Raw genomic sequence first — 24,962 nt, 5'->3', positions numbered from 1 at the left:
CGGTCACGGGCCCTGTTGCGCCACGGTCTGGGCGGCTACCACCAGGCACTTGGTCAGTTCCGGCGAAGAAAACTTGGTGAGTACCGCATTGGCGCCGGCCAGGCGGGCTTTTTCGCTGTTCATCGCACTGTCCAGGGAGGTGTGCAGCAGCACGTAGAGGTCCTGGAAGTCCGGGGTTTCCCGCAGGGTACGGGTGAAGGCGTAGCCGTCCATTTCGGACATTTCGATGTCCGAGACCACCACGTTGATTTGCTCGACGGTGCCTTGCAGCTCCAGCAAACGGTCAATGGCTTCCTTGGCACTGCGGGCGGTGTGGCAGGTGAGGCCGAGGTTGCGCAGGGTGTGCACCGACTGCTGCAGCGCCACCTGGCTGTCGTCCACCACCAGGATTCGGGCGTTGCCCAGCACTTCGGCTTCTTCCATGGTCAGGTCGGTGGGCGCCGCTTCGATCTGCGCCGGGGCGATGCCGTGGATGACTTTCTCGATGTCCAGCACTTGCACCAGGGCGCCTTCGACCTGGGTCACACCGGTGATAAACGAACGCGTACCGCCGGAACCAAACGGCGGCGGGCGAATGTCGGTGGTCAGGCAGTGCACGATCTTGCTTACCGCCTGCACATGCAGGCCCTGCTTGGAACGGCTCACGTCGGTGACGATCAGGCAGCCGCCGTCCGGGTCTTGCAGGGGCATCTCCCCCAGGGCGCGGCTCAGGTCGATCACCGACAACGCGGTGCCGCGCAAGGTGGCGATGCCTTTGACGTGGGGGTGCGACTCCGGCAGCTTGGTCAGCGGTGGGCAGGGAATGATTTCACTGACTTTCAGCAGGTTGATCGCCATCAGCTTGCCGCTGCGCAAGGTAAAGAGCAGAAGCGAGAGTGAATCTGCGCGGGCTTTGGTGGTGGACATAAAAACCTTCTGTGGATCAGGGATGACGATCTATAGACCGTTATCGACTTGCACGCGAAAAACTGTAGGAGCGAGCTTGCTCGCGAAAAACCTGAGGGCGCTGTGTTTATCCAGGATGCCCGCGTTATCGTTGACGCTTTTCGCGAGCAAGCTCGCTCCTACAACAAGCAGTCGTCAGCCCTTCCACACCTGCGGGTTTACCAGATCCTGCGGACGCTCGCCCAGCAAGGCGCTGCGCAGGTTTTCCAGGGCGCGGTTGGCCATGGCTTCGCGGGTCTCGTTGGTGGCCGAGCCGATGTGCGGCAGGGTCACCGCATTGCTCAGCTGGAACAGCGGCGACTCGGACAGCGGCTCCTGCTCGTACACATCCAGGCCGGCACCACGGATGGTCTGGTTTTGCAGGGCCTGGATCAGCGCCGGCTCATCCACCACCGGGCCACGGGAGATGTTCACCAGGATCGCACTGGATTTCATCAGGCCCAGCTCGCGATGGCTGATCAGGTGGCGGGTTTTCTCGCTCAGTGGCACCACCAGGCAGACGAAATCGGCTTCGGCCAGCAACTGGTCGAGGCTGCGAAACTGCGCGCCGAGTTCCTGTTCCAGTTCGGTCTTGCGGCTGTTACCGCTGTATAGAATCGGCATATTGAAACCCAGGCGACCCCGACGCGCCACGGCCGCGCCGATGTTGCCCATGCCGACGATACCCAGGGTCTTGCCGTGTACATCACAGCCAAACAACGGCGCGCCGACGCTGGCTTTCCACTGGCCGGCCTTGGTCCAGGCGTCCAGTTCGGCGACGCGGCGGGCGCTGCTCATCAGCAGGGCGAAGGCCAGGTCGGCGGTGCTTTCGGTGAGCACATCCGGGGTGTTGGTGAGCATGATCCCGCGCTCATTGAAGTACGCCAGGTCGTAGTTGTCGTAGCCCACCGACACGCTGGAAACCACTTCCAGTTTGCTCGCACCTTCCAGTTGCGCGCGGCCCAGTTTGCGGCCTACGCCGATCAGGCCGTGGGCATGGGGCAAGGCTTCGTTGAACTGGGCGTTGATGTCGCCCTGCTTGGGGTTGGGGGCGATGACATCGAAATCCTGTTGCAGGCGTTCGATCATTTCCGGGGTGACGCGGCTGAAGGCGAGGACGGTCTTTTTCATGGAAGGCAGGCTCATCGACTACGTGGGAATGGCAAGCACGCTAACATTCTTGGGTAGGGCTTGTCAGGCCGGCCCTCACACCCCACAGCCAGACTGTTGCGATTTGGGCAACAGTCATTATCTTGTTACACTCTGTATCGCACCGCTCACCTGCGCTAATTTGTCGCATCGATGAGCGCAGCGGTTAAGACCGACCCGCTCTCCCCCGATTTCCCTCGACTTATTTCCAGGGCTCTACACTGGGAATCTGTCTTAAAGCCGCTGAGTTCAGCGGCTTTTTTTTGCGCTGAAAAAAGGCCAGGAACCCCAACAACACTGGCCGGTTTCGATTGACCCAAAGGAGCTCCACCGGTGAAAACCTCGCTGACGTTCACCCCGTTATTCCTCGCGATTGCTGCAACGATCGTTCCCCTTGCCCACGCGGCAGACACCCCGGCCACCGACGGCTTCGTCGAAGGTTCCAGCTTCAAGATCAACACCCGCAACTACTACATGAACCGCGACCGTCGCGACATTCACACCGATGACAGCAAGGAATGGGGCCAGGGCTTCATCGGCATCTTCGAATCCGGCTACACCCCCGGCATCGTCGGCTTCGGCCTGGACGCCAACGCCATGCTCGGCCTCAAGCTCGACGGCGGTGGCGGCACCGATGGCTCGAGCATCCTGCCGGTAAGCTCCGGCAACGGCAAAGCGCCCGGCTCGTTCTCCACCGCCGGCGCCACCCTGAAAATGCGCGCCTTCGACACCGAACTGAAAGCCGGCGACCTGTTCCTCAACAACCCGGTGATTGCCGGCGGCATGACCCGCATGCTGCCCCAGACCTTCCGCGGCGTGAGCCTGACCAACCACAGCCTGGACGGCTGGATGTTCGAGGGCGGCCAGGCCAGCTTCACCAAACTCTACAACCAGAGCGGCCGTCGCCGCATCGGCACCAGCTACGGCGCATTGCCCAATGGCGAAGACAGCCGCCACCTGGACTGGGCCGGCGTGTCCTTCAGCGGCGTGCCGGGGCTGACCAGCAACCTGTACGCGTCCGAACTCAAGGACATCTGGAACCAGTACTACTACGACCTCGACTACACCTGGCAGTTGAACGAGCTGGTCAGCCTGAACCCGGGCCTGCACTACTACCACACCCAGGAGACCGGCAAAGCCTTGCTGGGCAACATCGACAACAACACCTACAGCCTGCATTTCACCGTGGGCGTGGGCAATCACAGCGTTACCGCCGCCTACCAGCGGGTCAACGGCAACACGCCGTTCGACTACATCAGCCAGGGCGACAGCATCTACCTGGACAACTCCCAGCAATACTCCGACTTCAACGGCCCCAACGAGCGCTCGTGGAAGCTCAAGTACGCCTATGACTTCGTCGGGCTGGGCCTGCCGGGCCTGACCTCGGCGGTGTCGTATATCAGCGGCAAGACCGACCTGACCACGGTCGATCCGGACAGCCGTGGTTACTCATCCTGGTACAGTGCCGACGGCAAGAACGCCAAGCACTGGGAACGGGACATCGACCTCAAGTACGTGGTGCAAGGCGGCAAGGCCAAGGACCTGGCCGTGCGCCTGCAATGGGCGACCAATCGCGGCGGCAATGGCTACGCGGCAGTGGACCGGGACGTGGATGAGTACCGCGTGATCGTCGACTATCCGATTGACGTTTTTTAACCTTCAGGCTTTCTTTTAGCGGCGACGACTTATTTTTCACAGCATGGAACTAAACTGCCAGCATCTTGAGTGCCGAAGCCAGTCCCATGAGTCAACGCCGCGCCTTCACCCTGCCTGCACGCCCGGAGCTTTTGCTGATTCTGGGCAGTGGCCTTACTGTCGTGCTGATCGTGGTCATCGTTGCCGTACTGCTGATCCGCGAACACGCCAGCGCCTTGCAGGCAGCCAAGCGCTCCACCAGCAATATCACCCAACTGATCAATGCCGATGTGCTGCGCAACGTCGAGCTCTACGACCTGGCGCTGAACGGCCTGATCACCGCAACCACTCGCGATGACCTGCCCCAGGTTTCCGCCGAAGTCCTGCATATGGTGCAGTTCGACCAGTCCACGGCCGCCCCTTTCAAAGGCGAAGTCCTGCTGCTGGACAAAACCGGCGCGGTCACCGCCGACTCTTCCACGCTGACACCCACACCCCGCAACTTCGCCAATCGCGATTATTTCCAGGTGCACCAGCAAAACCCCGATGCCGGGCTGTTCATCAGCCGTCCCTTCAGGATTCGTTGCGACTGCGATCAAGTCTGGCGCATCGCCTTCAGCCGCCGGGTGCCCGGACCCAATGGCGAGTTTACCGGTGTGGCGGTGGCAACCATGCGCCTGGCGTATTTCGACCAGTTGTTCAACAGCCTGACCATCGGCAGCGGCAGCAGCATCAACCTGCTGAATAACGACGGCATCCTGTTGGCCCAGCAGCCGCTGCTCGAAAGAGACATGATCAACAAGGACCTGAGCGCGCGGCCCAACTTCAAGCGAATGCTGCGCGAAGGCAGCGGCAGTTTCAGCGCCATCTCCGCCATCAGTGGCGCGCAACGGCTGTACACCTTCACCAGCGTCGGCGCGCTGCCGCTGATTGTGGTGGTGGCGTTGTCGAGCGATGACGTGTTTGCCGCCTGGAAGCGCTCCGCCCTGCTGATCAGTGGCGCCACCGGCGTGCTGTGTGTGGGGCTGTTGTGGCTGACCTGGATGCTGCGCCTGGAACTGCGCCGCCGCTATCGCGCCGAGAAGGTGTTGTCGGAACTGGCGGCCACCGACGGCCTCACCGGCCTGGCCAACCGCCGCACCCTCGACCAGCGCCTGCGCCTGGAATGGGAGCGCGCGCAACGCTCAGGCGAGCCACTGGCCTTGCTGATGATTGATGTCGACCACTTCAAGGCCTTCAACGACCGCCATGGTCACCAGGGTGGCGATGAGGCCTTGCGCAACGTGGCCCGGGTCATCGGCAGCAATATTCGTCGCCCCGCCGACCTGGCTGCGCGCTACGGCGGCGAAGAGTTCGCGGTGATCCTGCCGGATACCGACGGCGAGGGTGCGAGCACCATCGCCGAACATATCCGCAGTGCGGTGGAGCACTTGCCACCGGCAGACGGCGACGCGCTGTCGGTCACCGTCAGCGTCGGGCTCAGTACCTGGGACAAACGCAGCCGTGGCTCGCTGGAAGAGCTGCTGCTGAGTGCCGATCGGGCGCTGTATGACGCCAAGCATTCCGGGCGCAACCGCATCGTTCACAGCCAGGCCACATAAGCCGTTATCAGCAACTACGCTAAGGGCATCCTCGAAGCAGAAGTACGCCCGATGAGCCCAGGCACTACCCGCCCGCCCCGCCCCACCCACCGTCCGGAGCTGCTGCTGATCATCGGCAGTTGCGTCACGGTGCTGCTGATCATGCTGGTGGTCGCGGTGCTGCTGATTCGCGAACACGCCAACACGTTGCAGGCGGCCCAGCGCACGGCCAATAACATCACCCAACTGATCGACGCCGACGTGCTGCGCAACGTCGAGCTGTACGACTTGTCGATCAAAGGCCTGATCGCCGCCACCGAACGCACTGATTTGGCTGGGGTATCGGCCGGCATCCGTCACCTGGTGCTGTTCGACCGTTCGGAAGCGGCGCCCTACAAAGGCGACATCCTGTTGCTGGACAAGGATGGCAACGTGATCGCCGACTCAGCCCTGCAGACGCCCAAATCCGCCAACTTCGCCGACCGCGACTACTTCCAGGCCCATCGGCAGAATCCCGACCTGGGGCTGTTCATCAGCCGGCCCTTCATGGCGCGCTGCGTGTGTGATGACCAATGGCGTATCGCTTTCAGCCGCCGGGTTTCCGGGCCGGATGGGCGATTCCTCGGCGTGGCCGTGGCCACCATGCGCCTGTCGTACTTTCAGCAACTGTTCCGCAGCCTGAATATCGGCAGCGACAGCACCATCAACCTGATCAACCGGCAAGGCATCCTACTGGCCCAGCAGCCGCTGCTGGAACGGGACATGATCGACAAGGACCTCAGCCAGCGGCCCAACGTCGCGCGCATATTGCACGAGCGCGACGGCAACTTTCGCGGCACCTCCAGTGTGGATGAGGAGCACCGCCTGTATACGTTCTCAACGGTGGGCGATCTACCGCTGATCGTCGTCGTAGGGCTGTCCACGAATGACATATTCGCCCCCTGGAAGCGCGCAGCACTGGTGATCAGCGGCGCTACCGGGATTTTGTGCATCGGCCTTTTGTGGCTGACCTGGATGCTCTGCATGGAACTGCGCAGGCGCCACCGTGCCGAACAGGTGCTGTCAGAACTGGCAGCCACCGACGCGCTCACCGGCCTGGCCAACCGCCGCACCCTGGACCAGCGCCTGCGCCTGGAATGGGACCGCGCCCAGCGTTCGGCCGAGCCGTTGACGGTGCTGATGATTGACGTGGACCACTTCAAGGCGTTCAACGACCGACATGGCCATCAAGGTGGCGACGAGGCACTGCGCACGGTGGCGCAGGTGATCGAGGGCAATATCCGCCGCCCGGCCGACCTCGCGGCCCGCTATGGGGGTGAGGAGTTTGCGGTGGTGCTGCCGCATACCGACAGCCAGGGTGCACGCGTGATTGCTGAACATATCCGCAGCAGTGTCGAACACCTGCCGCGAGTGGGCGGGGATACGGTGCCGATTACCGTCAGCATCGGCCTCAGTACCTGGACCAAAAACAGCCGCACCACGCTGGAGGAATTACTGCTCAACGCCGACCAGGCGCTGTATGAGGCCAAGCATACCGGGCGTAATCGCGTTGTTGATGCCGGCGCTTTAAAGCCGTGACGCGAAGCGTCACAGGAGGCGTTACCACGCAGAGCGTAGGAACGATCAAAAAAAAGGCCGCCCGAAGGCAGCCTTTAAAAACAAAAGGAAAGAGAGTTGTTACTTACACCGCCGCGACGGGACGCATGTAAGAGATCGGTGCGGTGCTGGCATCTTCGAAGGTCACGACTTCCCAGGCATCTGTCTGTGCAATCAGCTTGCGCAGCAGTTGGTTGTTCAGGGCGTGGCCAGACTTGAAGCCTTTGAACTCGCCTATCAGGCTATTGCCCAGCAGGTAGAGGTCACCGATTGCATCGAGGATCTTGTGCTTCACGAATTCGTCTTCATAGCGAAGGCCGTCTTCGTTCAGTACACCATCCGCGTCGACCACAATGGCGTTTTCAACGCTGCCGCCGAGTGCGAGGTTGTGCTTGCGCAGGTACTCGATGTCACTCATGAAACCAAAGGTACGGGCGCGGCTGACTTCTTTTACGAACGAAGTGCTGGAAAAATCCACGCTTGCACTTTGGGTGCGGTCACGGAATACCGGGTGATCGAAATCGATCTCAAAGCTCACTTTAAAGCCTTCGAACGGGACGAAGGTGGCGCGCTTGTCGCCGTCTTCTACTGTCACTTCCCGCAGAATGCGAATGAACTTCTTGGCTGCGTCCTGTTCTTCCAGGCCGGCAGATTGAATCAAGAATACGAAGGGTCCGGCGCTGCCATCCATGATCGGGACTTCGGACGCGGAGAGCTCGACGTAGGCGTTATCGATGCCCAGACCGGCCATGGCCGAGAGCAAGTGCTCCACCGTGTCCACTTTGACGTCACCGTTGACCAACGTGGTCGACATCGTGGTTTCGCCAACATTTTCCGCGCGAGCAGGTATCTGCACCACAGGGTCCAGGTCGGCACGAACAAACACGATGCCGGTGTCGACAGGTGCGGGCTTGAGGGTCAGGTATACCTTCTCCCCGGAGTGCAGACCTACACCTGTGGCACGGATAATATTCTTCAGGGTGCGTTGTTTAATCATGGCTTGGACCGCTTCAGCGCAAATTGCGAACTGGTATCAACAAAGGCTGGCGATAATAGCAGACCAGACCTTTGCTGAACACCAATCACCTTCATAGCCCTGATACATTCCATTAATCGGCCTGACGACGCAGGAAAGCCGGGATGTCCAGGTAGTCCAGGTCATCTTGCGGATTCGGGCTGCGGGATGCAGCAGCACCGGCCTGAGCCTGGTTGCGCATCACGGTCGGACGATCCAGGTCACGATAGTTCACAGACGGCAGTTCCTGGCGCGAAGGCGCTGGAGCGGCAGCTTGCTGGCTGGCGTGGCTGGTATGGACGGTGTTGTCGATGACCTTTACAGGCTTCTCGATTTTCGCACCCAGGCCGGTCGCAACAACGGTCACGTGCAGTTCGTCGCGCATGTCCGGATCGATAACGGTACCGACCTTGACCATGGCGTGCTCGGAAGCGAAGGCTTCGATGATGCTACCCACGTCGGAGTACTCACCCAGGGACAGGTCAGGACCGGCGGTGATGTTCACCAGGATGCCGCGTGCGCCTTGCAGGTTCACGTCTTCCAGCAACGGGTTGCGGATGGCCGCTTCGGTAGCTTCACGTGCACGGTTCGGACCGCTGGCGCAGCCAGTGCCCATCATCGCCATGCCCATTTCGCTCATCACGGTACGTACGTCGGCAAAGTCGACGTTGATCATGCCCGGACGCTTGATGATGTCGGAGATACCGCGAACGGCACCGGCCAGTACATCGTCAGCCTTGGCAAACGCAGACAGCAGGCTTGCGTCCTTGCCGAGGATGGTCAGCAGCTTCTCGTTGGGAATGGTGATCAACGAGTCGACGCTTTCGGACAGCAGACGGATGCCTTCATCGGCGATCTGCATGCGCTTGCGACCTTCGAACGGGAATGGACGGGTCACGACGGCAACCGTCAGGATCCCCATTTCCTTGGCCACTTCGGCAATGATCGGCGCAGCACCGGTACCGGTACCACCGCCCATGCCCGTGGTGATGAACACCATGTTGGTGCCTTGCAGCACTTCAGCGATGCGCTCGCGGTCTTCCAGGGCGGCTTGACGGCCGACTTCCGGATTCGCGCCGGCACCCAGGCCCTTGGTCACGGCTGTGCCCAATTGCAGGATGGTGCGTGCACCGATGCTTTTGAGGGCCTGGGCGTCAGTGTTGGCGCAGATGAATTCAACGCCTTCAATGTTGCTCTTGACCATGTGGTTGACAGCGTTGCCGCCGCCACCGCCGACGCCGATCACTTTGATGACCGGGCTTGCGGGGATGTTGTCTACGAGTTCGAACATTTTCCCTCTCCTTTCATTTCTCTAGTTTTTTCGCCTACTACTTGAAACGGTGTTGCGGTAAATCTTTAGAAATTGCCTTTCACCCAAGCCTGCAACCGCTCGAACAACGGCGCTTTCGCTTCGTCGTCGCTTCTGTAGCTGTCGCGGTTGCTCGGGCCCGACAGGGAAATGCCGTCGGTCTGCTTTTGCAGCCCGTACAACAGCAAGCCCACACCGGTGGAATAAATCGGGTTGCGCACTACGTCGCCCAGGCCTTTCACGCCATGGGGCACGCCCAGGCGGACTGGCATGTGGAAGATTTCCTCGGCCAGTTCGACCGCGCCTTCCATCTTCGAGGTGCCACCGGTCAGCACGATGCCGGCCGGAATCAAATCTTCGTAGCCGCTGCGGCGCAGTTCAGCCTGGATCAGGGTGAACAGTTCGTCGTAGCGCGGTTCGACCACTTCGGCCAATGCCTGGCGCGACAGTTCGCGCGGTGGACGATCGCCCACGCTTGGCACCTTGATGGTTTCACCGGCACCGGCCAGCTTGGCCAGGGCGCAGGCGTAACGGATCTTGATTTCTTCGGCGTACTGGGTCGGTGTGCGCAACGCCATGGCGATGTCGTTGGTCACCTGGTCACCGGCAATCGGGATCACCGCGGTGTGACGAATCGCACCCTCGGTGAAGATCGCGATGTCCGTGGTGCCGCCGCCGATGTCCACCAGGCACACGCCCAGTTCTTTTTCGTCGTCGGTCAGTACCGAGTAAGCCGAAGCCAACTGCTCGAGAATGATGTCGTCGATTTCCAGGCCGCAGCGGCGCACGCATTTTTCAATGTTCTGTGCAGCGTTGACGGCGCAGGTCACTACGTGAACCTTGGCTTCCAGACGTACGCCCGACATGCCCAGGGGCTCGCGAACGCCTTCCTGGTTATCGATCACGTAGTCCTGCGGCAGGGTGTGCAGCACGCGCTGGTCAGCCGGGATCGCGACGGCTTGCGCTGCGTCGAGTACCCGCTCCAGGTCGGCCGAGCTGACTTCGCGGTCGCGAATCGCCACGATGCCGTGGGAATTCAGGCTGCGGATGTGGTTGCCGGCAACGCCGACAAATGCCGAGTGAATCCGGCAACCGGCCATCAGCTGCGCTTCTTCGATGGCGCGCTGGATCGATTGCACGGTGGATTCAATATTCACCACCACGCCCTTCTTCAGGCCCCGGGACGGATGCGTGCCGATTCCGACGATTTCCAGCGTGCCGTCGTCCGCGACCTCGCCTACCAGCGCCACCACCTTGGAGGTGCCGATATCCAGACCGACGATCATTTTGCCGCTTTGCACGTTTGCCATGGGTCCTGCCTCTTCTTAATTCTTCGCGACAGCAGGTTGCGCTGCCGTGGGCGCCGCAGGGGCCCGCCAGCCGACGGCAAGGCCGTTGGCGTAACGCAGGTCGATGCTCGCAATGTTCGTAATCTGTTCTTTCAAGGTCTTTTCATAGATGGCAATAAAACGGCGCATCTTTTCCACCAGGTTGCCGCGTCCCAGCAACAACTCGATGCCCGGGCCGGAACTGCCTGCACCCGTGGTCAAAAACCAGCTGCCCCGCTCGCGCAATTCCAGTCGCGCAATCGAGAAGCCCAACGGCCGCAGCATCTGGCTCAACGCCTGGTACTGCTGCATCACTTGCTGCTGCGCCCGCTGCGGCCCGAACAACTGCGGCAGGTGCTCGTAATTCGCCACTTCGCGAGGTGCAAACGCCTGGCCCTGGTTGTTCAACAGCGCACCATCACCCCAACGGGCCACGGGCAGTTGTTCTTCCAGGCGGATCGTCACTTGATCCGGCCACACGCGACGTACTTCGGCGTGGGCAATCCATGGCATCTGTTCCAGCTCGGAGCGCATGCCTGCCAGGTCGATGGTGAAGAAGCTCGACGCCACAAACGGGGCGATTCGCTGCTGCACGGCTTGCTGGCTGATGTAGCTCAAGTCGCCCTGCACACTGATCTTGGTGATCGGCCGGTCGGCATACGGCAGCAGGCGCTGGGCGCCTTCATACGTACCGAACCCCAGGGCCACCAGGATCACCGGCCAGAACAACGCCTTGAGAAAACCAAAGTTGGCTTTCGGCATGCGCGCCGACATCGGCTCTTTAGCCACCATTCGGCTGGCACCACGCGGCACCGGCTTGCGGCCGGGAGCGGGTTGCTGATGACGAAGCGATGCGCCGTTCATGGTCTTAGCCTCGTGGCTCTATGCTTGCTGCCAGGATCGCCAGCACCAACTGCTGGAAATCCAGGCCGGCGGCACGAGCGGCCATGGGTACCAGGCTGTGGTCGGTCATCCCGGGTGCAGTGTTGACTTCCAGGAACCAGAAGTTCCCCTGGTCATCCTGCATCACGTCTGCCCGCGCCCAACCGGCGATACCCAGCGCCTCACAGGCTTTCGCCGTGAGGTCCATCAATTCCTGTTCCTTGGCTGCGTCGAGGCCGCACGGGATCCGGTACTGGGTATCGGAGGCCACATACTTGGCGTCGTAGTCGTAAAAGGTGTGGGGCGTGCCCAATGCGATGGGCGGCAATACCTGGCCACGCAGAGTAGCGATGGTGAACTCGGGACCTTGAATCCACTGTTCCACCAACACTTGCGAATCGTAGGTACTGGCCGCTTTCCATGCGTCAATCAATTCGGCGGCTGAGTTCACTTTAGCCATGCCGATACTGGAGCCTTCATGGGCTGGTTTGACGATCAAAGGCAGGCCCAGTTCCTTGGCTGCAGAAATACAATCGTCTTCGCTGCACAGCACGCTGTGACGCGGGGTCGGAATACCCAGGCTGTGCCACACCTGCTTGGTGCGCAACTTGTCCATGGCCAGGGCCGAAGCGAGGATGCCGCTGCCGGTATACGGAATGCCCAGGCACTCCAGCAGGCCCTGCATGCTGCCGTCTTCACCGCCACGGCCGTGAAGAATGATGAAGGCGCGGTCGATCTTCTCGGCCTGCAGGCGCGACAGGAAGTCATCACCCACGTCGATGCCGAACGCATTCACACCGGCACTTTGCAGCGCTTCCAGCACGGCATTGCCGGACTTCAGCGACACTTCACGCTCAGCGCTCTTGCCACCGAACAGCACCGCAACCCGGCCGAAGTCGGCAGGTTGAATGGTCGAGAACAGGGAGCCGTAGTCAGTGGTCATTTCGACTTCCCCTGTGCGGCGGCAAACAGCGGGCTTGCCAGCAATTTAGGGGCGAGGCCACCGATGTCACCGGCACCCTGGCACAGCAGGATGTCGCCGGCACGCAGCAGCGGCTTGACGATCGGCGCCAGGTCCACACCACGCTCGATGTAGATCGGGTCCAACTGGCCGCGTTGACGGATGCTGTTGCACAGCTTGCGGCTGTCGGCACCCGGGATCGGTTCTTCACCGGCCGGGTAGACTTCCATCAGCAGCAACACGTTGGCATCCGCCAGTACATTGACGAAATCGTCGTACAGGTCGCGGGTACGGCTGTAGCGGTGCGGCTGGTACACCATCACCAGGCGGCGTTCCGGCCAGCCACCGCGTACGGCCTTGATCACCGCTGCCACTTCGGTCGGGTGGTGACCGTAGTCGTCCACCAGCATCACGTTGCCGCCGTCCACCGGCAGTTCGCCGTAGACCTGGAAGCGACGACCCACGCCGGCAAAACCCGACAGGCCTTCGACGATGGCTTCATCGCTGACGCCTTCGTCGGAGGCGATGCAGATGGTCGCCAGGGAGTTGAGTACGTTGTGGTTGCCCGGCATGTTCACCGAGACATCCAGCGGCTCGCGGTCAGGACGCAGCACGGTGAAGAAAGTCTGCATGCCTTGCTGGCGCACATTGATCGCGCGCACGTCGCAGTCTTCGCTGAAGCCGTAGGTCACGGTCGGACGCTTCACCAGCGGCAGGATTTCGCGCACCACCGGATCGTCCAGGCACACCACGGCCAGACCGTAGAACGGCAGGTTGTGCAGGAACTCGACGAAGGTTTTCTTCAGTTTGTTGAAGTCACCGTCGTAGGTCGCCATGTGGTCGGCGTCGATGTTGGTCACCACGGCCACCAGCGGTTGCAGGTGCAGGAAGCTGGCGTCGCTTTCATCGGCTTCGGCGATCAGGTAACGGCTGGTCCCCAGTTGTGCATTGGTGCCGGCTGCATTCAGGCGGCCACCGATAACGAAAGTCGGGTCCAGGCCACCGGCGGCGAACACCGAGGCGATCAGGCTGGTAGTGGTCGTCTTGCCGTGGGTACCGGCGACGGCGATGCCGTGGCGGTAGCGCATCAGCTCAGCCAGCATTTCGGCACGCGGCACTACGGGAATGCGGCGCTCAAGGGCTGTGGCCACTTCCGGGTTGGAGGTGTTCACGGCACTGGAGACCACCAGCACATCGGCTTCGGCGGCGTTCTCGGCGCGGTGGCCGATAAAGATTTTCGCGCCAAACGATTCCAGGCGCTCGGTGACCGGCGACATTTTCAGGTCGGAGCCGGACACCTGGTAACCCAGGTTCAGCAACACTTCGGCGATCCCGCACATGCCCACGCCGCCGATACCGACGAAGTGGATGCGACGGATGCGGCGCATTTCCGGCTGTGGCATGGCTTTCTGATTCTCAACCATGGGCCACCTCCAGGCAGATATCGACCACGGTGCGGGTTGCGTCAGGTTTGGCCAGGCGGCTTGCGGTGCTCGCCATGCTGTTCAGTCGTTCCGGTTGCATCAAAACCTCGGTCAGGCGTGCGGCCAAATCGGCGGCGCCAGTCGTTCTTTGCGGCAGCAGGAAGGCAGCGCCCTCCCCAGCCAAATATTCGGCGTTGCGGGTCTGGTGATCGTCGATCGCGTGGGGCAAAGGCACCAGCAAGGACGGCAGACCGGCGGCAGCCAGTTCACTGACGGTCAACGCACCTGCGCGACAGACCACCAGGTCGGCCCAGCCATAGGCTTGGGCCATGTCTTTGATGAAGGGCTGCACATTCGCCTCCACACCCGCATCGCGATAACGCGTCGCGGTCACTTCATCGTGGTTCTTGCCGGCCTGATGGAAGATCTCCGGGCGCAGCTCCACGGGGAGTTGCGACACCGCTTCAGGCAGCAATTTGTTCAACGGTTCGGCGCCCAGGCTTCCGCCCAGGATCAACAGGTGCGCCTTGCGACCGGCCAATGGCTGGCGGGCGATGTCCATGAACAGTTCGGTACGCACCGGGTTGCCGGTGGTACGCAACTTGTCCGCGGCACCAAAGGTCTTCGGAAACGCCTCGCATACCCGTGCAGCCAAGGGCACCAGCAGGCGATTGGCAGTGCCGGCCACGGCATTCTGCTCGTGGACGATCACTGGCACGCCGGCGAGTCTTGCCGCAACACCGCCCGGGCCGGTCACGTAGCCACCAAAGCCCAGCACGCATACCGGCTTCACTTCACGGATCACCTTGCGCGCTTGCCACACGGCCTTGAGCAACACGAACGGCGCCTTCAGCAGGGACAATTTGCCCTTGCCACGCAAGCCGGTGACGTTGATCAAATGCAGCGGCAAGCCGGCATTCGGTACCAGATCGTTTTCGATGCCGCGCGGCGTACCGAGCCAATGCACGCTGTAGCCGCGGTTCTGGAACTCACGGGCACAGGCCAGCGCCGGGAACACGTGGCCACCGGTGCCGCCTGCCATGATCAGCACGTTAGCGCCCATGGTTCGGCTCCTCGGCGAAGTCGCTTTCGCTGAACTCCATCTCTTCGCTGCCCAGGTGGGTCCGACTCTCCCACTCGATACGCAGCAACAACCCGAGACAGGCGCAGCAAATCACCAACGAGCTGCCGCCGTAACTGAGGAACGGCAAGGTCAGGCCCTTGGTCGGCAGCAGGCCGACGTTCACCCCGATGTTGATCAGGAACTGGCCGATCCACAGGAACGACAAGCCGTACGCCACGTAGGCGGCGAAATATTGCTTGGCCTTTTCGGCCCACAAGCCGATGTACATGCCGCGAACACACACGAACACGAACAGCGCGACGGTGCACAGCGAACCGACCACGCCCAGCTCTTCGGCGAGTACCGAGAACACGAAGTCGGTGTGGGCTTCCGGCAGGTAGAACTGCTTCTGCACGCTATTGCCCAGGCCCACGCCCAGCCACTCACCGCGACCGAAGGCGATCAACGCCTGGGTCAACTGGTAGCCGGAACCGAACTGATCGGACCACGGGTCGGTAAAGGTAATCAGACGGGCCATCCGGTAGGGTTGCGCCTGCACCAGAATGGTCACGGCGGCCACCGCCAGCACCACCATCAAGGTGAAGCGGAACAGGCCGACGCCGCCGAGGAACAGCATCGCCGCCGCCGCCCCCATCATTACGACGGTGGCACCGAAGTCCGGCTCCATCAGCAACAGGCCGGCCATGGGCAGCAGCACGATGAACGGCTTGAAGAAGCCCATCCAGCTTTCGCGTACTTCTTTCTGGCGCCGCACCAGGTAGCCGGCGAGGTAGATCACCACGAACACCTTGGCGATTTCCGACGGCTGCACGTTGAACGCACCGAAGCCGATCCAGCGCATCGAACCGTTCACCTCACGCCCGATGCCGGGCAGGATCACCATCACCAACAGGCCGAAGGCGCCCACCAGCATCAGCCAACCCAGGCGCTGCCAGGTGGCGATCGGGATCATCATGGTGACGATGCATGCGCCAAGGCCAATCACCAGGTACACCAGGTGACGGATCATCATGTACAGGGTGTTGCCCGATTGCACCGCAGCCACTTCCGAGGAGGCCGAGGTGATCATCACCAGGCCCAGGCCCAGCAGCGCGAGGCAACCGGCAAGCATCGGGAAATCAAGGTCGATACCGCGCCCGGTAATGATCGGCGACGGGTACGGCTTGATGATGTTACGGAAATTGATACTCATGCCAAGGCCTCCACGGCGCGGGCGAACAGCTGGCCGCGCTCTTCGTAGTTCTTGAACATGTCGAAACTGGCGCAGGCAGGCGACAGCAGCACCACGTCGCCCGGCTGAGCCAAGGCTTTGGATTGGGCAATGGCATCGTCCAGGGACTGCGCGCGCACCTGCGGTACGGCGTCGCCCAGGGCATCGGCGATCAAGCCGGAATCACGGCCCATCAGCACCACGGCGCGGCAGTTGGCGGCGACCGGGCCTTTAAGGTCCTTGAAGTCGGCACCCTTGCCGTCGCCACCGGCAATCAGCACGACCTTGCCTTGAATGTCGGCACCCAAACCTTCGATGGCAGCGAGTGCCGCACCGACGTTGGTGGCCTTGGAATCGTTGTAATAGCCAACGCCATCCAGCTCGCGAACCCACTGGCAGCGATGCTCAAGGCCGGCAAAGCTGCGCAGGGCCGAGAGCATGGCGTCGAACGGCAAGCCAACTGCGTGACCGAGCGCCAGCGCCGCCAGGGCGTTGGCCTGGTTGTGGGCACCACGGATTTTCAGTTCGCGCACCGGCATCAGGTTCTGGAATTCGAAGGCCAGGTATTTCTCGCCGTTCTCTTCCCGAAGGCCGAAGGCCTTGAAGTCAGGCTTGTTCAGGCCGAAGGTCCAGCACGGCAGACCTTCGCCGATCAGCGGACGGCTCAGGGCATCCTGACGGTTCACCACCACTTGCCGCGCGCCACGGAAGATCCGGTGCTTGGCCAGGTGATACGCCGGCAGGCCGCTGTAGCGGTCCATGTGGTCTTCGCTGACGTTGAGCACGGTGGCCACTTCGGCGTTGAGCTGGTCAGTGGTTTCCAGCTGGAAGCTCGACAGCTCCATCACGTACAGCTCGACGTCGTCGTTGAGCAGGTCCAGCGCCGGCGTGCCGAGGTTGCCGCCCACGGCCACGCGCTTGCCGGCCGCAGCCGCCATCTCGCCCACCAGGGTGGTGACGGTGCTTTTGGCATTGGAACCGCTGATGGCCACGATCGGCGCCTTCGCGTTACGCGCGAACAGCTCGATATCGCCGGACAACTTCACGCCACGGGCCGCCGCCGCTTGCAGGGCCGGGGTCGCCAGGGCCAGGCCAGGGCTCACGTAGAGCTCATCGGCACGGCACAGAAACTCGACATCCAGCTCGCCACAACGCACTTCCACGTGCGGGTAGTCACGGCGCAGCGTGACCAGCTCCGGTGGATTTTCCCGCGTATCGGCCACGGCAAACGACGTGCCCCGGTTCGCCAGGAAGCGAACCAGGGACATGCCGCTCTTGCCGAGGCCGACAACGATGCGGAAGTGGTCTGAAGCGATCAGGGACACTCGTTTCTACCTCAGTTTCAGGGTGGCAAGGCCGAACAGAACCAGAATCACGGTGATAATCCAGAAACGGACAATCACCCGCGGCTCAGGCCAGCCCTTGAGTTCAAAGTGGTGGTGAATCGGCGCCATGCGGAATACGCGGCGCCCGGTCAATTTGAAGGAGGCAACCTGGATCACCACCGACAGGGTTTCCATCACGAACACACCGCCCATGATGAACAGGACGATTTCCTGGCGGACGATCACCGCGATGGTGCCCAGGGCCGCGCCCAGCGCCAGTGCGCCGACGTCGCCCATGAAGACTTGTGCGGGGTAGGTGTTGAACCACAGGAAGCCCAGGCCCGCACCGATCAACGCACCGCAGAACACAATCAGTTCGCCCGCGCCCGGTACATAAGGGATCAGCAGGTATTCAGCGAATTTCACGTTACCCGACAGGTAGCAGAAGATGCCGAGGGCACCGCCCACCATCACCGTCGGCATGATCGCCAGGCCGTCGAGGCCGTCCGTCAGGTTGACCGCGTTGCTGGAGCCGACGATCACGAAGTAGGTCAGCACCACGAAGCCGACGCCCAGTGGAATGCTGGCGTCCTTGAGCATCGGGATGATCAGGGTGGTTTCCACCGCGCTTGGCGCAGTCATGAACAGGAAGATCGCCGCGCCGAGGCCGAACACCGACTGCCAGAAATACTTCCAGCGGCTAGGCAGCCCCTTGGAGTTCTTCTCGATCACCTTGCGGTAGTCATCTACCCAACCGATGGCGCCGAACAGCAGGGTCACCAGCAGCACGGTCCAGACATAACGGTTATGCAGGTCAGCCCACAGCAGCGTACTGATGCCGATGGACGACAGGATCAACGCACCGCCCATGGTCGGGGTGCCGGATTTGGACAGGTGCGACTGCGGGCCGTCGTTGCGTACCGACTGGCCAATCTGCAGGTTTTGCAGGGTACGGATCATCCATGGCCCGAGGAACAGCGACAACGACAGCGCGGTCAGCACACCCAGGATCCCGCGCAGGGTCAGGTACTGAAAGACCGCGAAGCCTTTGTGGAACTGTTGCAGATACTCAGCCAGCAGCAGCAGCATTAATGTTTCTCCGTACTTGAGCCACACAAGGCCGCGACGACGTTTTCCATCACCGCGCTGCGCGATCCCTTGATCAAAATAGTGGTGTGTTTGTCTTGTTCAGCCGCACTCAGTGCCTGGATCAGTTCGGCCTGGCTGGCGAAATGCCTGGCGCCCGGCCCGAAGGTGTCCACGGCGTGCAGCATGTTCGGGCCAACGGCGTACAGGGCATCGACCTTGCCGGCGGCGTACGCGCCGACTTCACGGTGAGACTGTTCAGCCCACTCGCCCAGCTCGGCGATATCCCCCAGCACCAGCACCTTGCGACCGTCGAAGCTGGTCAGCAGGTCGATGGCGGCACAGATCGAGGACTGGTTGGCGTTGTAGGTGTCATCAATCACGCGCATGCCGTTGCTGGCCAGTTGCGCGACGGTGCGGCCCTTGACCGGTTGCACGGCGCCAAGGCCGGTGGCGATGCCAAACAACGACACGCCCAGCACGTGGGCGGCGGCGGCGGCAGCCAGGGCATTGGCGACGTTGTGGTTGCCCAGCAGGTTCAGTTGTACGTGCTCGTCACCTTGCGGGGTATGCAGGGTGAAGGACGGGCAGCCACGGGCGTCGGCCTTGATATTCGAGGCATGGAAATCGGCAGCGGCGTTGTGCACCGCGAAGCTCAAGACCTTGCGACCGGCGGCACGTACACGCCAGGTTTCGAAGGCCTTGTCATCGAGGTTCAGCACGGCAGTGCCGGATGCGTCGAGGCCTTCGATGATTTCGCCCTTGGCTTCGACGATCTTTTCAGGGCCGCCAAACTCGCCGACGTGGGCAGTACCGGCGTTGCTGATCACCGCGACATGAGGCTTGGTCATGGCCACGGTGTAGGCGATTTCGCCGATGCGCGAAGCACCCAGCTCAATGACGGCCGCCGTGTGTTCCGGGGCCAGTTCGAGCAGGGTCAGCGGAGCGCCGAAGTCATTGTTCAGGTTGCCACGGGTCGCCAGGACCGGGCCGCGCGTGCGCAGGATGCCGGCCAGCAGCTCCTTGACCGTGGTCTTGCCGCTGGAACCGGTGATCGCCGCAACAGGCTTGGTGAAGGCGGCACGGTTCAGCGCCCCCAGTTGGCCGAGGGCCAGGCGGGTGTCGGCGACCAGCAATTGTGGCAGCGTCGAGTCAGCGACTTCGCGCTGCACCAGAGCGCCGACAGCGCCTTTGGCAGCGACGTCATTCAGGTAGTCATGGCCATCGAAACTCGGGCCGGCCAAGGCGACAAACAGTTGCCCGGGCTTGATCGTCCGGCTGTCGATGCTGACGCCATCAAAGCTGCAATCAGCCGACAGCACGCGGGCCGACAAGGCCTGGGTCAGTTCGCTGAATTTAAGCGGCTTAAGCATGAGCCACCTCCCACGCTGTCAGGGCATGATCAGCCTCGACCAGATCGGAGAAGGCGTGGCGTTCGCCGTTGATTTCCTGATAGTCCTCGTGGCCTTTGCCGGCCAGCACCACCACATCGTCAGCACTTGCGCCGGCGATCAATTGGGCGATGGCTGCACCGCGACCGGCAACGAATGTCGCCTTGGACGCATCTTTAAAGCCGACACGAATGTCATCGAAAATCTGGCTTGGGTCTTCGCTGCGCGGGTTGTCGTCAGTGACGAGCACACCGTCGGCCAGGCGCTCGACGATTTCCGCCATCAGCGGGCGCTTGCCGCGATCGCGGTCACCGCCACAGCCGAACAGGCACAGCAATTTACCCTTGGCGTGGGGGCGCAGGGCCTGCAGGATTTTTTCCAGGGCGTCCGGCGTGTGGGCGTAATCGACCACCACCAGCGGCTGGGAGCCGCCGCCGAGGCGCTGCATGCGACCGGCCGGGCCTTCGAGCTTCGGCAACACCCGCAGGATTTCGTCGAGGGCGTAATCCAGGCCGAGCAAGGCACCCACAGCGGCCAACACGTTGCTCAGGTTGAAACGCCCGAGCAAGGTGCTGCGCAAATGGTGCTCGCCCTGCGGCGTAACCAGCGTGGCGCGCACGCCTTCGTCATCAAAGGTGGCTTCACGGCAATACAGGTAGGCGCTGGAGTCTTCCAGGCTGTAGCTGATCAGGCGGCCGTCGCCTTGGGCGGCGGCCAGTTGGCGACCGAATTCGTCGTCCAGGTTGACCACCCGGCACTTCAGGTCATTCCAGGCAAACAGCCGGGCCTTGGTGGCGGCGTAGGCCTCCATGGTCCCGTGGTAATCCAGGTGATCGCGGGACAGGTTGGTCATCACCGCCACGTCGAACGCCAGGGCAGTCACGCGCCCCTGGTCCAGACCGTGGGACGAGACTTCCATGGCAACCGCCTTGGCACCGGCCTTTTTCAGGTCGGCCAGGGTCGCTTGCACGGCAATCGGGTTAGGCGTGGTGTGCAGCCCGCTTTGCAGCGCGCCGTAGAAACCGGTGCCCAGGGTGCCGACGATGCCGCAATGCTGACCCAGCAGGTCAAGCGCCTGGGCAACCAATTGGGTCACGCTGGTCTTGCCGTTGGTACCGGTCACGCCCACCAGGTTCAGGGTGCGGCTCGGGTCGCCATAAAAGCGCCCGGCGATGTCCGACAATTGCGCAGCCAGGCCCTTGACCGGAATCAAAGGCACGTCGGTGATCGGCAGCACGGTGGCGCCTTCCACTTCATAGGCTACTGCCGCAGCGCCGCGTTGCAGCGCGTCGGCGATATGGTCACGGCCGTCGAACTTGCCACCCGGCACTGCCAGGAACAGGTCGCCGGCACGCACATTACGGCTGTCCAGGGTCAACTCGCGAATCAGCAGATCGCGGCCGGCGTGGGCAAAAATCTTGTTCAGGCTCAGAGACATCAGCCGCGCCCTCCATTGGCTTTTACAGCAGCGGCCGGCGGGCCGGCGTTCGCTTGTTGGGTAGCCGGCAGGTTGTCCGGCGTGATGTTCATCAGGCGCAACGTCCCGGACATCACCTTGCTGAACACCGGCGCCGATACCAGGCCACCGAAGTAACCGGCTTTGCTCGGCTCATCGATCACCACGACGATGGCGTAGCGCGGGTCGCTCATCGGGCCGAAGCCTGCGAACAGCGAGCGGTAGGAGTTTTCGGCGTAGCCCTTGGTACCCACGGCGGTTTTACGCGCGGTACCGGACTTGCCTGCCACGTGATACGCCGGCACCTGGGCACGGAACACGCCACGTGGTGCTTCGATCACTTGTTGCAGCATGCCTTGCATGGTCTTCGCGACGTTTTCCGGGATCACCTGGGTCGCAGGCGGCGCCTCGTCCAGGTGGATCAGGCTCAGCGGCACCATGCGGCCGTTGTTGGCCAGCACCGAGAAGGCGTGGGCCAGCTGGATGGCTGTCACCGACAGGCCATAACCATAGGAAAGCGTGGCGGTTTCGGCCTTTTTCCAGTCACGGTAGTTCGGCAGGTTACCCACACGCTCGCCCGGGAAGTCCAGGCCAGTGGGTTGCCCCAGGCCGACTTTCTGCGCGAGGTGGTAGATGGCTTCGCCGCCGATATCGAAGGCGACTTTACTCATGCCCACGTTACTGGAGTTGATCAGGATACCTGTCAAATCCAGCACCGGACCTTCGGTGCGCGACACGTCACGAATGGTGTATTTGCCCAGCTGCAATGTGCCCGGGTAAACCTCGACCTTGTCGGCCGGTTTCCAGCGCCCGGTTTCCAGGGCGGCACTCATGGAAATGGCTTTCATGGTCGAACCCGGCTCGAACACGTCGATCATGGCGCGGTTGCGCATCATCGCCGGTTGCAGGTTGCGACGGTTGTTGGGGTTGTAGGTCGGCTGGTTGACCATGGCGAGAATCTCGCCGGTCTTCACGTCCATGATCACCAGGCTGCCGGCTTTCGCACCGTTCTCGATGATCGCGTTACGCAGCTCACGGTTGGCCAGGTATTGCAGGCGCAGGTCAATCGACAACGCCAAGGGCTTACCGGCCTTGGCGTTTTTGGTGACCTGGACATCCTTGATCAGTCTGCCGCGCCGATCCTTGATGACCTGTCGTTTGCCGGGAACCCCGGCCAGCCATTCGTCGTAGGCGAGTTCCACGCCTTCGCGACCGTGATCATCAATGTCGGTGAAACCCACCATATGGGCGGTGGTTTCGCCGGCCGGGTAGAAACGCCGAAATTCCTCGATGCCGTAGACACCGGGGACTTTAAGGTCGAGTACTTGCTGGCCTTGTTCGGGGGTGAGCCCGCGAACCAGGTAGATGAATTCTTTATTGGCCTGGGCTTCGAGGCGTTCGCTCAGGGCTTTCGGGTCCTGGCCCAGGGCAGCAGCGAGTTCCGGCCATTTGTCCTTGGCGGTCTGCATTTCCTTGGCGTTGGCCCACAGGGTGGTCACCGGGGTACTGACGGCCAGGGGCTCGCCGTTACGGTCGGTGATCAGGCCGCGGTGTGCAGGAATCGGGATATGCCGCAGGCTACGGGCATCGCCCTGGCCGATCAGGAAGTCACGGTCCACCACTTGCAGGTCGATAATCCGCCAGGCAATCGCGCCCACCATCAGTGCCAGCAACCCCAGCACTACGCGGAAACGCCACGGGTAGAGTGCGCCCTCGAGTTTCATCATGGCGCCACCATGCGAACTTCTGCAGCGCCCGGGATGTGCATCTTCAGTTGTTCAGTGGCCAGCACTTCGATGCGGCTGTGGGCCGTCCAGGTACTTTGCTCGAGGATCAACCGGCCCCACTCCGCCTGCGCCTTGTCGCGCACGCTCAACTCCCCGTACAGGGTATTGAGCAGTTGGCGGTTGTAATGGGCGCTGTAGGACACCGCAATCGCGGACACCAGCACGCCAACAAATAGCAGCAACATAAAGAAGCTGCCGCCCGGGAGGGGCTTGGCGAAAAGCTTGCTCACCGCAGCTTCTCCGCAACGCGCATGACAGCGCTACGGGCACGTGGGTTGGCCTTGAGTTCGGCTTCGGAAGCGAACTGCGCTTTGCCATGGATTTTGATTTTCGGCACAAAAGCTTCGTAACGCACCGGCAGGTTGCGCGGCAGGTTGTCGGACTCGCCCTTGACCAGGCGACGCATGAACAATTTGACGATGCGGTCTTCCAGGGAGTGGAAGCTGATCACCACTAGGCGACCGCCCACTTCCAGAGCTTCCAGGGCGGCTTCGAGGCCGGCTTCCAGGTCGCCCAATTCGTTGTTGACGTGAATACGCAGGCCCTGGAACGCACGGGTTGCCGGGTTCTTGCCCTTTTCCCATGCAGGGTTGGCGACTTTCAGCACCTCAGCCAGGTCGGCCGTGCGCTCGAACGGCTGGATTTCCCGGCGTTCGACCACGGCACGCGCCATGCGGCCAGCGAAGCGCTCTTCGCCGTATTCCTTGAACACACGGGTGATTTCTTCGTGGGGAGCGGTAGCGATGAACTGCGCGGCGCTGATGCCACGGCTTGGGTCCATGCGCATGTCCAGCGGGCCGTCGTTCATGAAACTGAAGCCACGCTCAGGGTCGTCCAGCTGTGGGGAAGACACGCCCAGGTCCAGCAGAACCCCGGCCACCTTGCCCGCCATGCCACGTTCGGCGACTTCTGCACCGAGCTCGGCAAAGCTGCGCTGCACAACGACAAAGCGGCCGTCTTCGGCCGCTAGCGCTTGCCCGGTGGCAATCGCTTGAGGGTCTTTGTCGAACCCGAGGAGCTTACCGTCCGGACCCAGCTGGCTGAGGATCAGCCGACTGTGCCCGCCCCTGCCGAAGGTGCCATCCAAATAGCAGCCATCCGCGCGTACGGCGAGAGCCTCAACGGCTTCGTCAAGCAGTACGGTGATGTGGTTAAAGCCGCTATCAATAGTCACAGGATCAAATCACGCAGTTCATCAGGCATGGCGCCCGGTTGTTGAATAGCAGCCAGGTCAGCTGCAGAAACAGCATCCCAGGCATCTTCGTCCCACAATTGGAACTTGTTCAGTTGGCCTACCAGCATCGCGCGCTTGTCCAATTTGGCGTATTCGCGCAGACGCGGTGGAACCAGGAAACGACCACTGCCATCGAGTTCGAGGTCGACGGCATTACCAATCAGCAAGCGTTGCAGGCGGCGGTTCTCTTCACGCAGTGAAGGCAGTGCACGCAATTTGGTTTCAATCAGCTCCCACTCATCGAGCGGGTACACACATAAACAGGGATCAACGGCATCGATGGTGATGATTAATTGCCCGGAACTTCGCGAAATGAGCTCGTCACGATACCGGCTCGGCATGGCGAGACGGCCTTTTGCATCGAGACTGATAGCGTTAGCTCCGCGAAACACAGATGCGTTTCTCCAAATTTTAGCGTTTTACGTTCAAAAAACCCACTTTGTGCCACTTTCCGCCACTTGCGCACACTATAGGAATGCGCCCACCACACCGTCAAGGCGCGGATTCAAGGAAAAGCCTTACAGAACGGAGATTTAGGAAGGTAAAGGGAGGAGAAACGAGAGTTTGACGGCGATTTTGACTCAAC

21 protein-coding genes and 1 pseudogene are annotated in these 24,962 nt (G+C 61.8%); 3 read left to right on the top strand and 19 right to left on the bottom strand.

Annotation, left to right across the window (positions count from 1 at the left end):
* Window positions 1-3: 3 nt before the first annotated feature.
* The 3 genes and pseudogenes from HX814_RS19895 to HX814_RS19890 form a co-directional block, all read right to left on the bottom strand.
* Entirely contained in the window at window positions 4-906 is a 903-nt protein-coding gene (locus tag HX814_RS19895; protein ID WP_177008742.1) for a chemotaxis protein CheV, read from the bottom strand.
* 51 nt (window positions 907-957) lie between these two features.
* Window positions 958-1,056, bottom strand: a pseudogene (locus HX814_RS31540) (outer membrane lipoprotein carrier protein LolA); the annotation flags it as partial.
* A 24-nt stretch (window positions 1,057-1,080) separates the two neighbouring features.
* Window positions 1,081-2,055 carry a D-glycerate dehydrogenase gene (locus tag HX814_RS19890; protein ID WP_003216236.1) on the bottom strand — a complete coding sequence of 325 codons (975 nt, stop codon included), beginning with the start codon at window positions 2,053-2,055 and terminating at the stop codon, window positions 1,081-1,083.
* A gap of 351 nt (window positions 2,056-2,406) precedes the next feature.
* Here HX814_RS19890 and HX814_RS19885 point away from each other — a divergent pair, with 351 nt between their 5' ends.
* The 3 genes from HX814_RS19885 (at window position 2,407) to HX814_RS19875 (ending at window position 6,866) form a co-directional block, all read left to right on the top strand.
* Window positions 2,407-3,729 (top strand): OprD family porin, encoded by a 1,323-nt coding sequence (locus HX814_RS19885; RefSeq protein ID WP_008434205.1) that lies wholly within the window; start codon window positions 2,407-2,409, stop codon window positions 3,727-3,729.
* An 86-nt stretch (window positions 3,730-3,815) separates the two neighbouring features.
* Complete coding sequence (locus HX814_RS19880; RefSeq protein ID WP_177008741.1) at window positions 3,816-5,309, top strand: sensor domain-containing diguanylate cyclase; 1,494 nt, start codon at window positions 3,816-3,818, stop codon at window positions 5,307-5,309.
* Between the two features lie 51 nt (window positions 5,310-5,360).
* Window positions 5,361-6,866, top strand: a complete 1,506-nt coding sequence (locus HX814_RS19875; RefSeq protein ID WP_177008740.1) for a diguanylate cyclase — start codon at window positions 5,361-5,363, stop codon at window positions 6,864-6,866.
* Window positions 6,867-6,969: 103 nt separating this feature from the next.
* Here HX814_RS19875 and lpxC read toward each other — a convergent pair whose 3' ends face one another.
* The 16 genes from lpxC to mraZ all read right to left on the bottom strand — a co-directional run bounded on the left by lpxC (window position 6,970) and on the right by mraZ (window position 24,768).
* Entirely contained in the window at window positions 6,970-7,881 is a 912-nt protein-coding gene (gene lpxC, locus HX814_RS19870; RefSeq protein WP_003216227.1) for a UDP-3-O-acyl-N-acetylglucosamine deacetylase, read from the bottom strand.
* A 112-nt stretch (window positions 7,882-7,993) separates the two neighbouring features.
* Window positions 7,994-9,190, bottom strand: coding sequence for a cell division protein FtsZ (gene ftsZ, locus HX814_RS19865; RefSeq protein ID WP_003216225.1), 1,197 nt, complete (start codon window positions 9,188-9,190; stop codon window positions 7,994-7,996).
* Window positions 9,191-9,255: 65 nt separating this feature from the next.
* The gene (ftsA, locus tag HX814_RS19860) at window positions 9,256-10,518 is read right to left on the bottom strand and encodes a cell division protein FtsA (protein ID WP_003216224.1); all 1,263 of its coding nucleotides are present in this window, start codon (window positions 10,516-10,518) and stop codon (window positions 9,256-9,258) included.
* 15 nt (window positions 10,519-10,533) lie between these two features.
* A complete protein-coding gene (locus HX814_RS19855; protein ID WP_023659197.1) occupies window positions 10,534-11,400 on the bottom strand; it encodes a cell division protein FtsQ/DivIB in 867 nt (288 codons plus the stop codon).
* Window positions 11,401-11,404: 4 nt separating this feature from the next.
* A complete protein-coding gene (locus HX814_RS19850; RefSeq protein ID WP_003216220.1) occupies window positions 11,405-12,361 on the bottom strand; it encodes a D-alanine--D-alanine ligase in 957 nt (318 codons plus the stop codon).
* The gene (murC, locus tag HX814_RS19845; RefSeq protein ID WP_003216219.1) at window positions 12,358-13,803 is read right to left on the bottom strand and encodes a UDP-N-acetylmuramate--L-alanine ligase; all 1,446 of its coding nucleotides are present in this window, start codon (window positions 13,801-13,803) and stop codon (window positions 12,358-12,360) included. Before murC ends, HX814_RS19850 begins: the two co-directional genes overlap by 4 nt.
* Window positions 13,796-14,866, bottom strand: a complete 1,071-nt coding sequence (gene murG / locus HX814_RS19840; RefSeq protein ID WP_134327307.1) for an undecaprenyldiphospho-muramoylpentapeptide beta-N-acetylglucosaminyltransferase — start codon at window positions 14,864-14,866, stop codon at window positions 13,796-13,798. Before murG ends, murC begins: the two co-directional genes overlap by 8 nt.
* Window positions 14,856-16,079, bottom strand: a complete 1,224-nt coding sequence (ftsW, locus tag HX814_RS19835) for a putative lipid II flippase FtsW (RefSeq protein WP_003216215.1) — start codon at window positions 16,077-16,079, stop codon at window positions 14,856-14,858. Before ftsW ends, murG begins: the two co-directional genes overlap by 11 nt.
* Entirely contained in the window at window positions 16,076-17,422 is a 1,347-nt protein-coding gene (gene murD / locus HX814_RS19830; RefSeq protein ID WP_076014386.1) for a UDP-N-acetylmuramoyl-L-alanine--D-glutamate ligase, read from the bottom strand. Before murD ends, ftsW begins: the two co-directional genes overlap by 4 nt.
* A 6-nt stretch (window positions 17,423-17,428) precedes the next feature.
* The gene (gene mraY, locus HX814_RS19825) at window positions 17,429-18,511 is read right to left on the bottom strand and encodes a phospho-N-acetylmuramoyl-pentapeptide-transferase (RefSeq protein ID WP_008434230.1); all 1,083 of its coding nucleotides are present in this window, start codon (window positions 18,509-18,511) and stop codon (window positions 17,429-17,431) included.
* Window positions 18,511-19,881: a UDP-N-acetylmuramoyl-tripeptide--D-alanyl-D-alanine ligase gene (murF, locus tag HX814_RS19820; protein ID WP_177008739.1), complete on the bottom strand. Its 1,371-nt coding sequence runs from the start codon at window positions 19,879-19,881 to the stop codon at window positions 18,511-18,513. The genes mraY and murF overlap by 1 nt, the downstream gene beginning before the upstream one ends.
* Window positions 19,874-21,337, bottom strand: coding sequence for a UDP-N-acetylmuramoyl-L-alanyl-D-glutamate--2,6-diaminopimelate ligase (locus HX814_RS19815; protein ID WP_177008738.1), 1,464 nt, complete (start codon window positions 21,335-21,337; stop codon window positions 19,874-19,876). Before HX814_RS19815 ends, murF begins: the two co-directional genes overlap by 8 nt.
* The gene (locus HX814_RS19810) at window positions 21,337-23,079 is read right to left on the bottom strand and encodes a penicillin-binding protein 2 (RefSeq protein WP_166742205.1); all 1,743 of its coding nucleotides are present in this window, start codon (window positions 23,077-23,079) and stop codon (window positions 21,337-21,339) included. The genes HX814_RS19815 and HX814_RS19810 overlap by 1 nt, the downstream gene beginning before the upstream one ends.
* Window positions 23,079-23,372, bottom strand: coding sequence for a cell division protein FtsL (ftsL, locus tag HX814_RS19805; protein WP_003216203.1), 294 nt, complete (start codon window positions 23,370-23,372; stop codon window positions 23,079-23,081). The genes HX814_RS19810 and ftsL overlap by 1 nt, the downstream gene beginning before the upstream one ends.
* A complete protein-coding gene (rsmH, locus tag HX814_RS19800; protein WP_003216201.1) occupies window positions 23,369-24,316 on the bottom strand; it encodes a 16S rRNA (cytosine(1402)-N(4))-methyltransferase RsmH in 948 nt (315 codons plus the stop codon). Before rsmH ends, ftsL begins: the two co-directional genes overlap by 4 nt.
* Entirely contained in the window at window positions 24,313-24,768 is a 456-nt protein-coding gene (gene mraZ / locus HX814_RS19795) for a division/cell wall cluster transcriptional repressor MraZ (protein WP_003171868.1), read from the bottom strand. Before mraZ ends, rsmH begins: the two co-directional genes overlap by 4 nt.
* Between the last annotated feature and the right edge of the window lie 194 nt (window positions 24,769-24,962).

It is taken from the genome of Pseudomonas sp. C8002, from assembly GCF_013385765.1.
In the GTDB taxonomy this organism is placed as follows: Bacteria; Pseudomonadota; Gammaproteobacteria; order Pseudomonadales; family Pseudomonadaceae; genus Aquipseudomonas.
The sequence above is the reverse complement of the archived record's forward strand: the minus strand, read 5'-3'. Positions and strand labels throughout refer to the sequence as shown.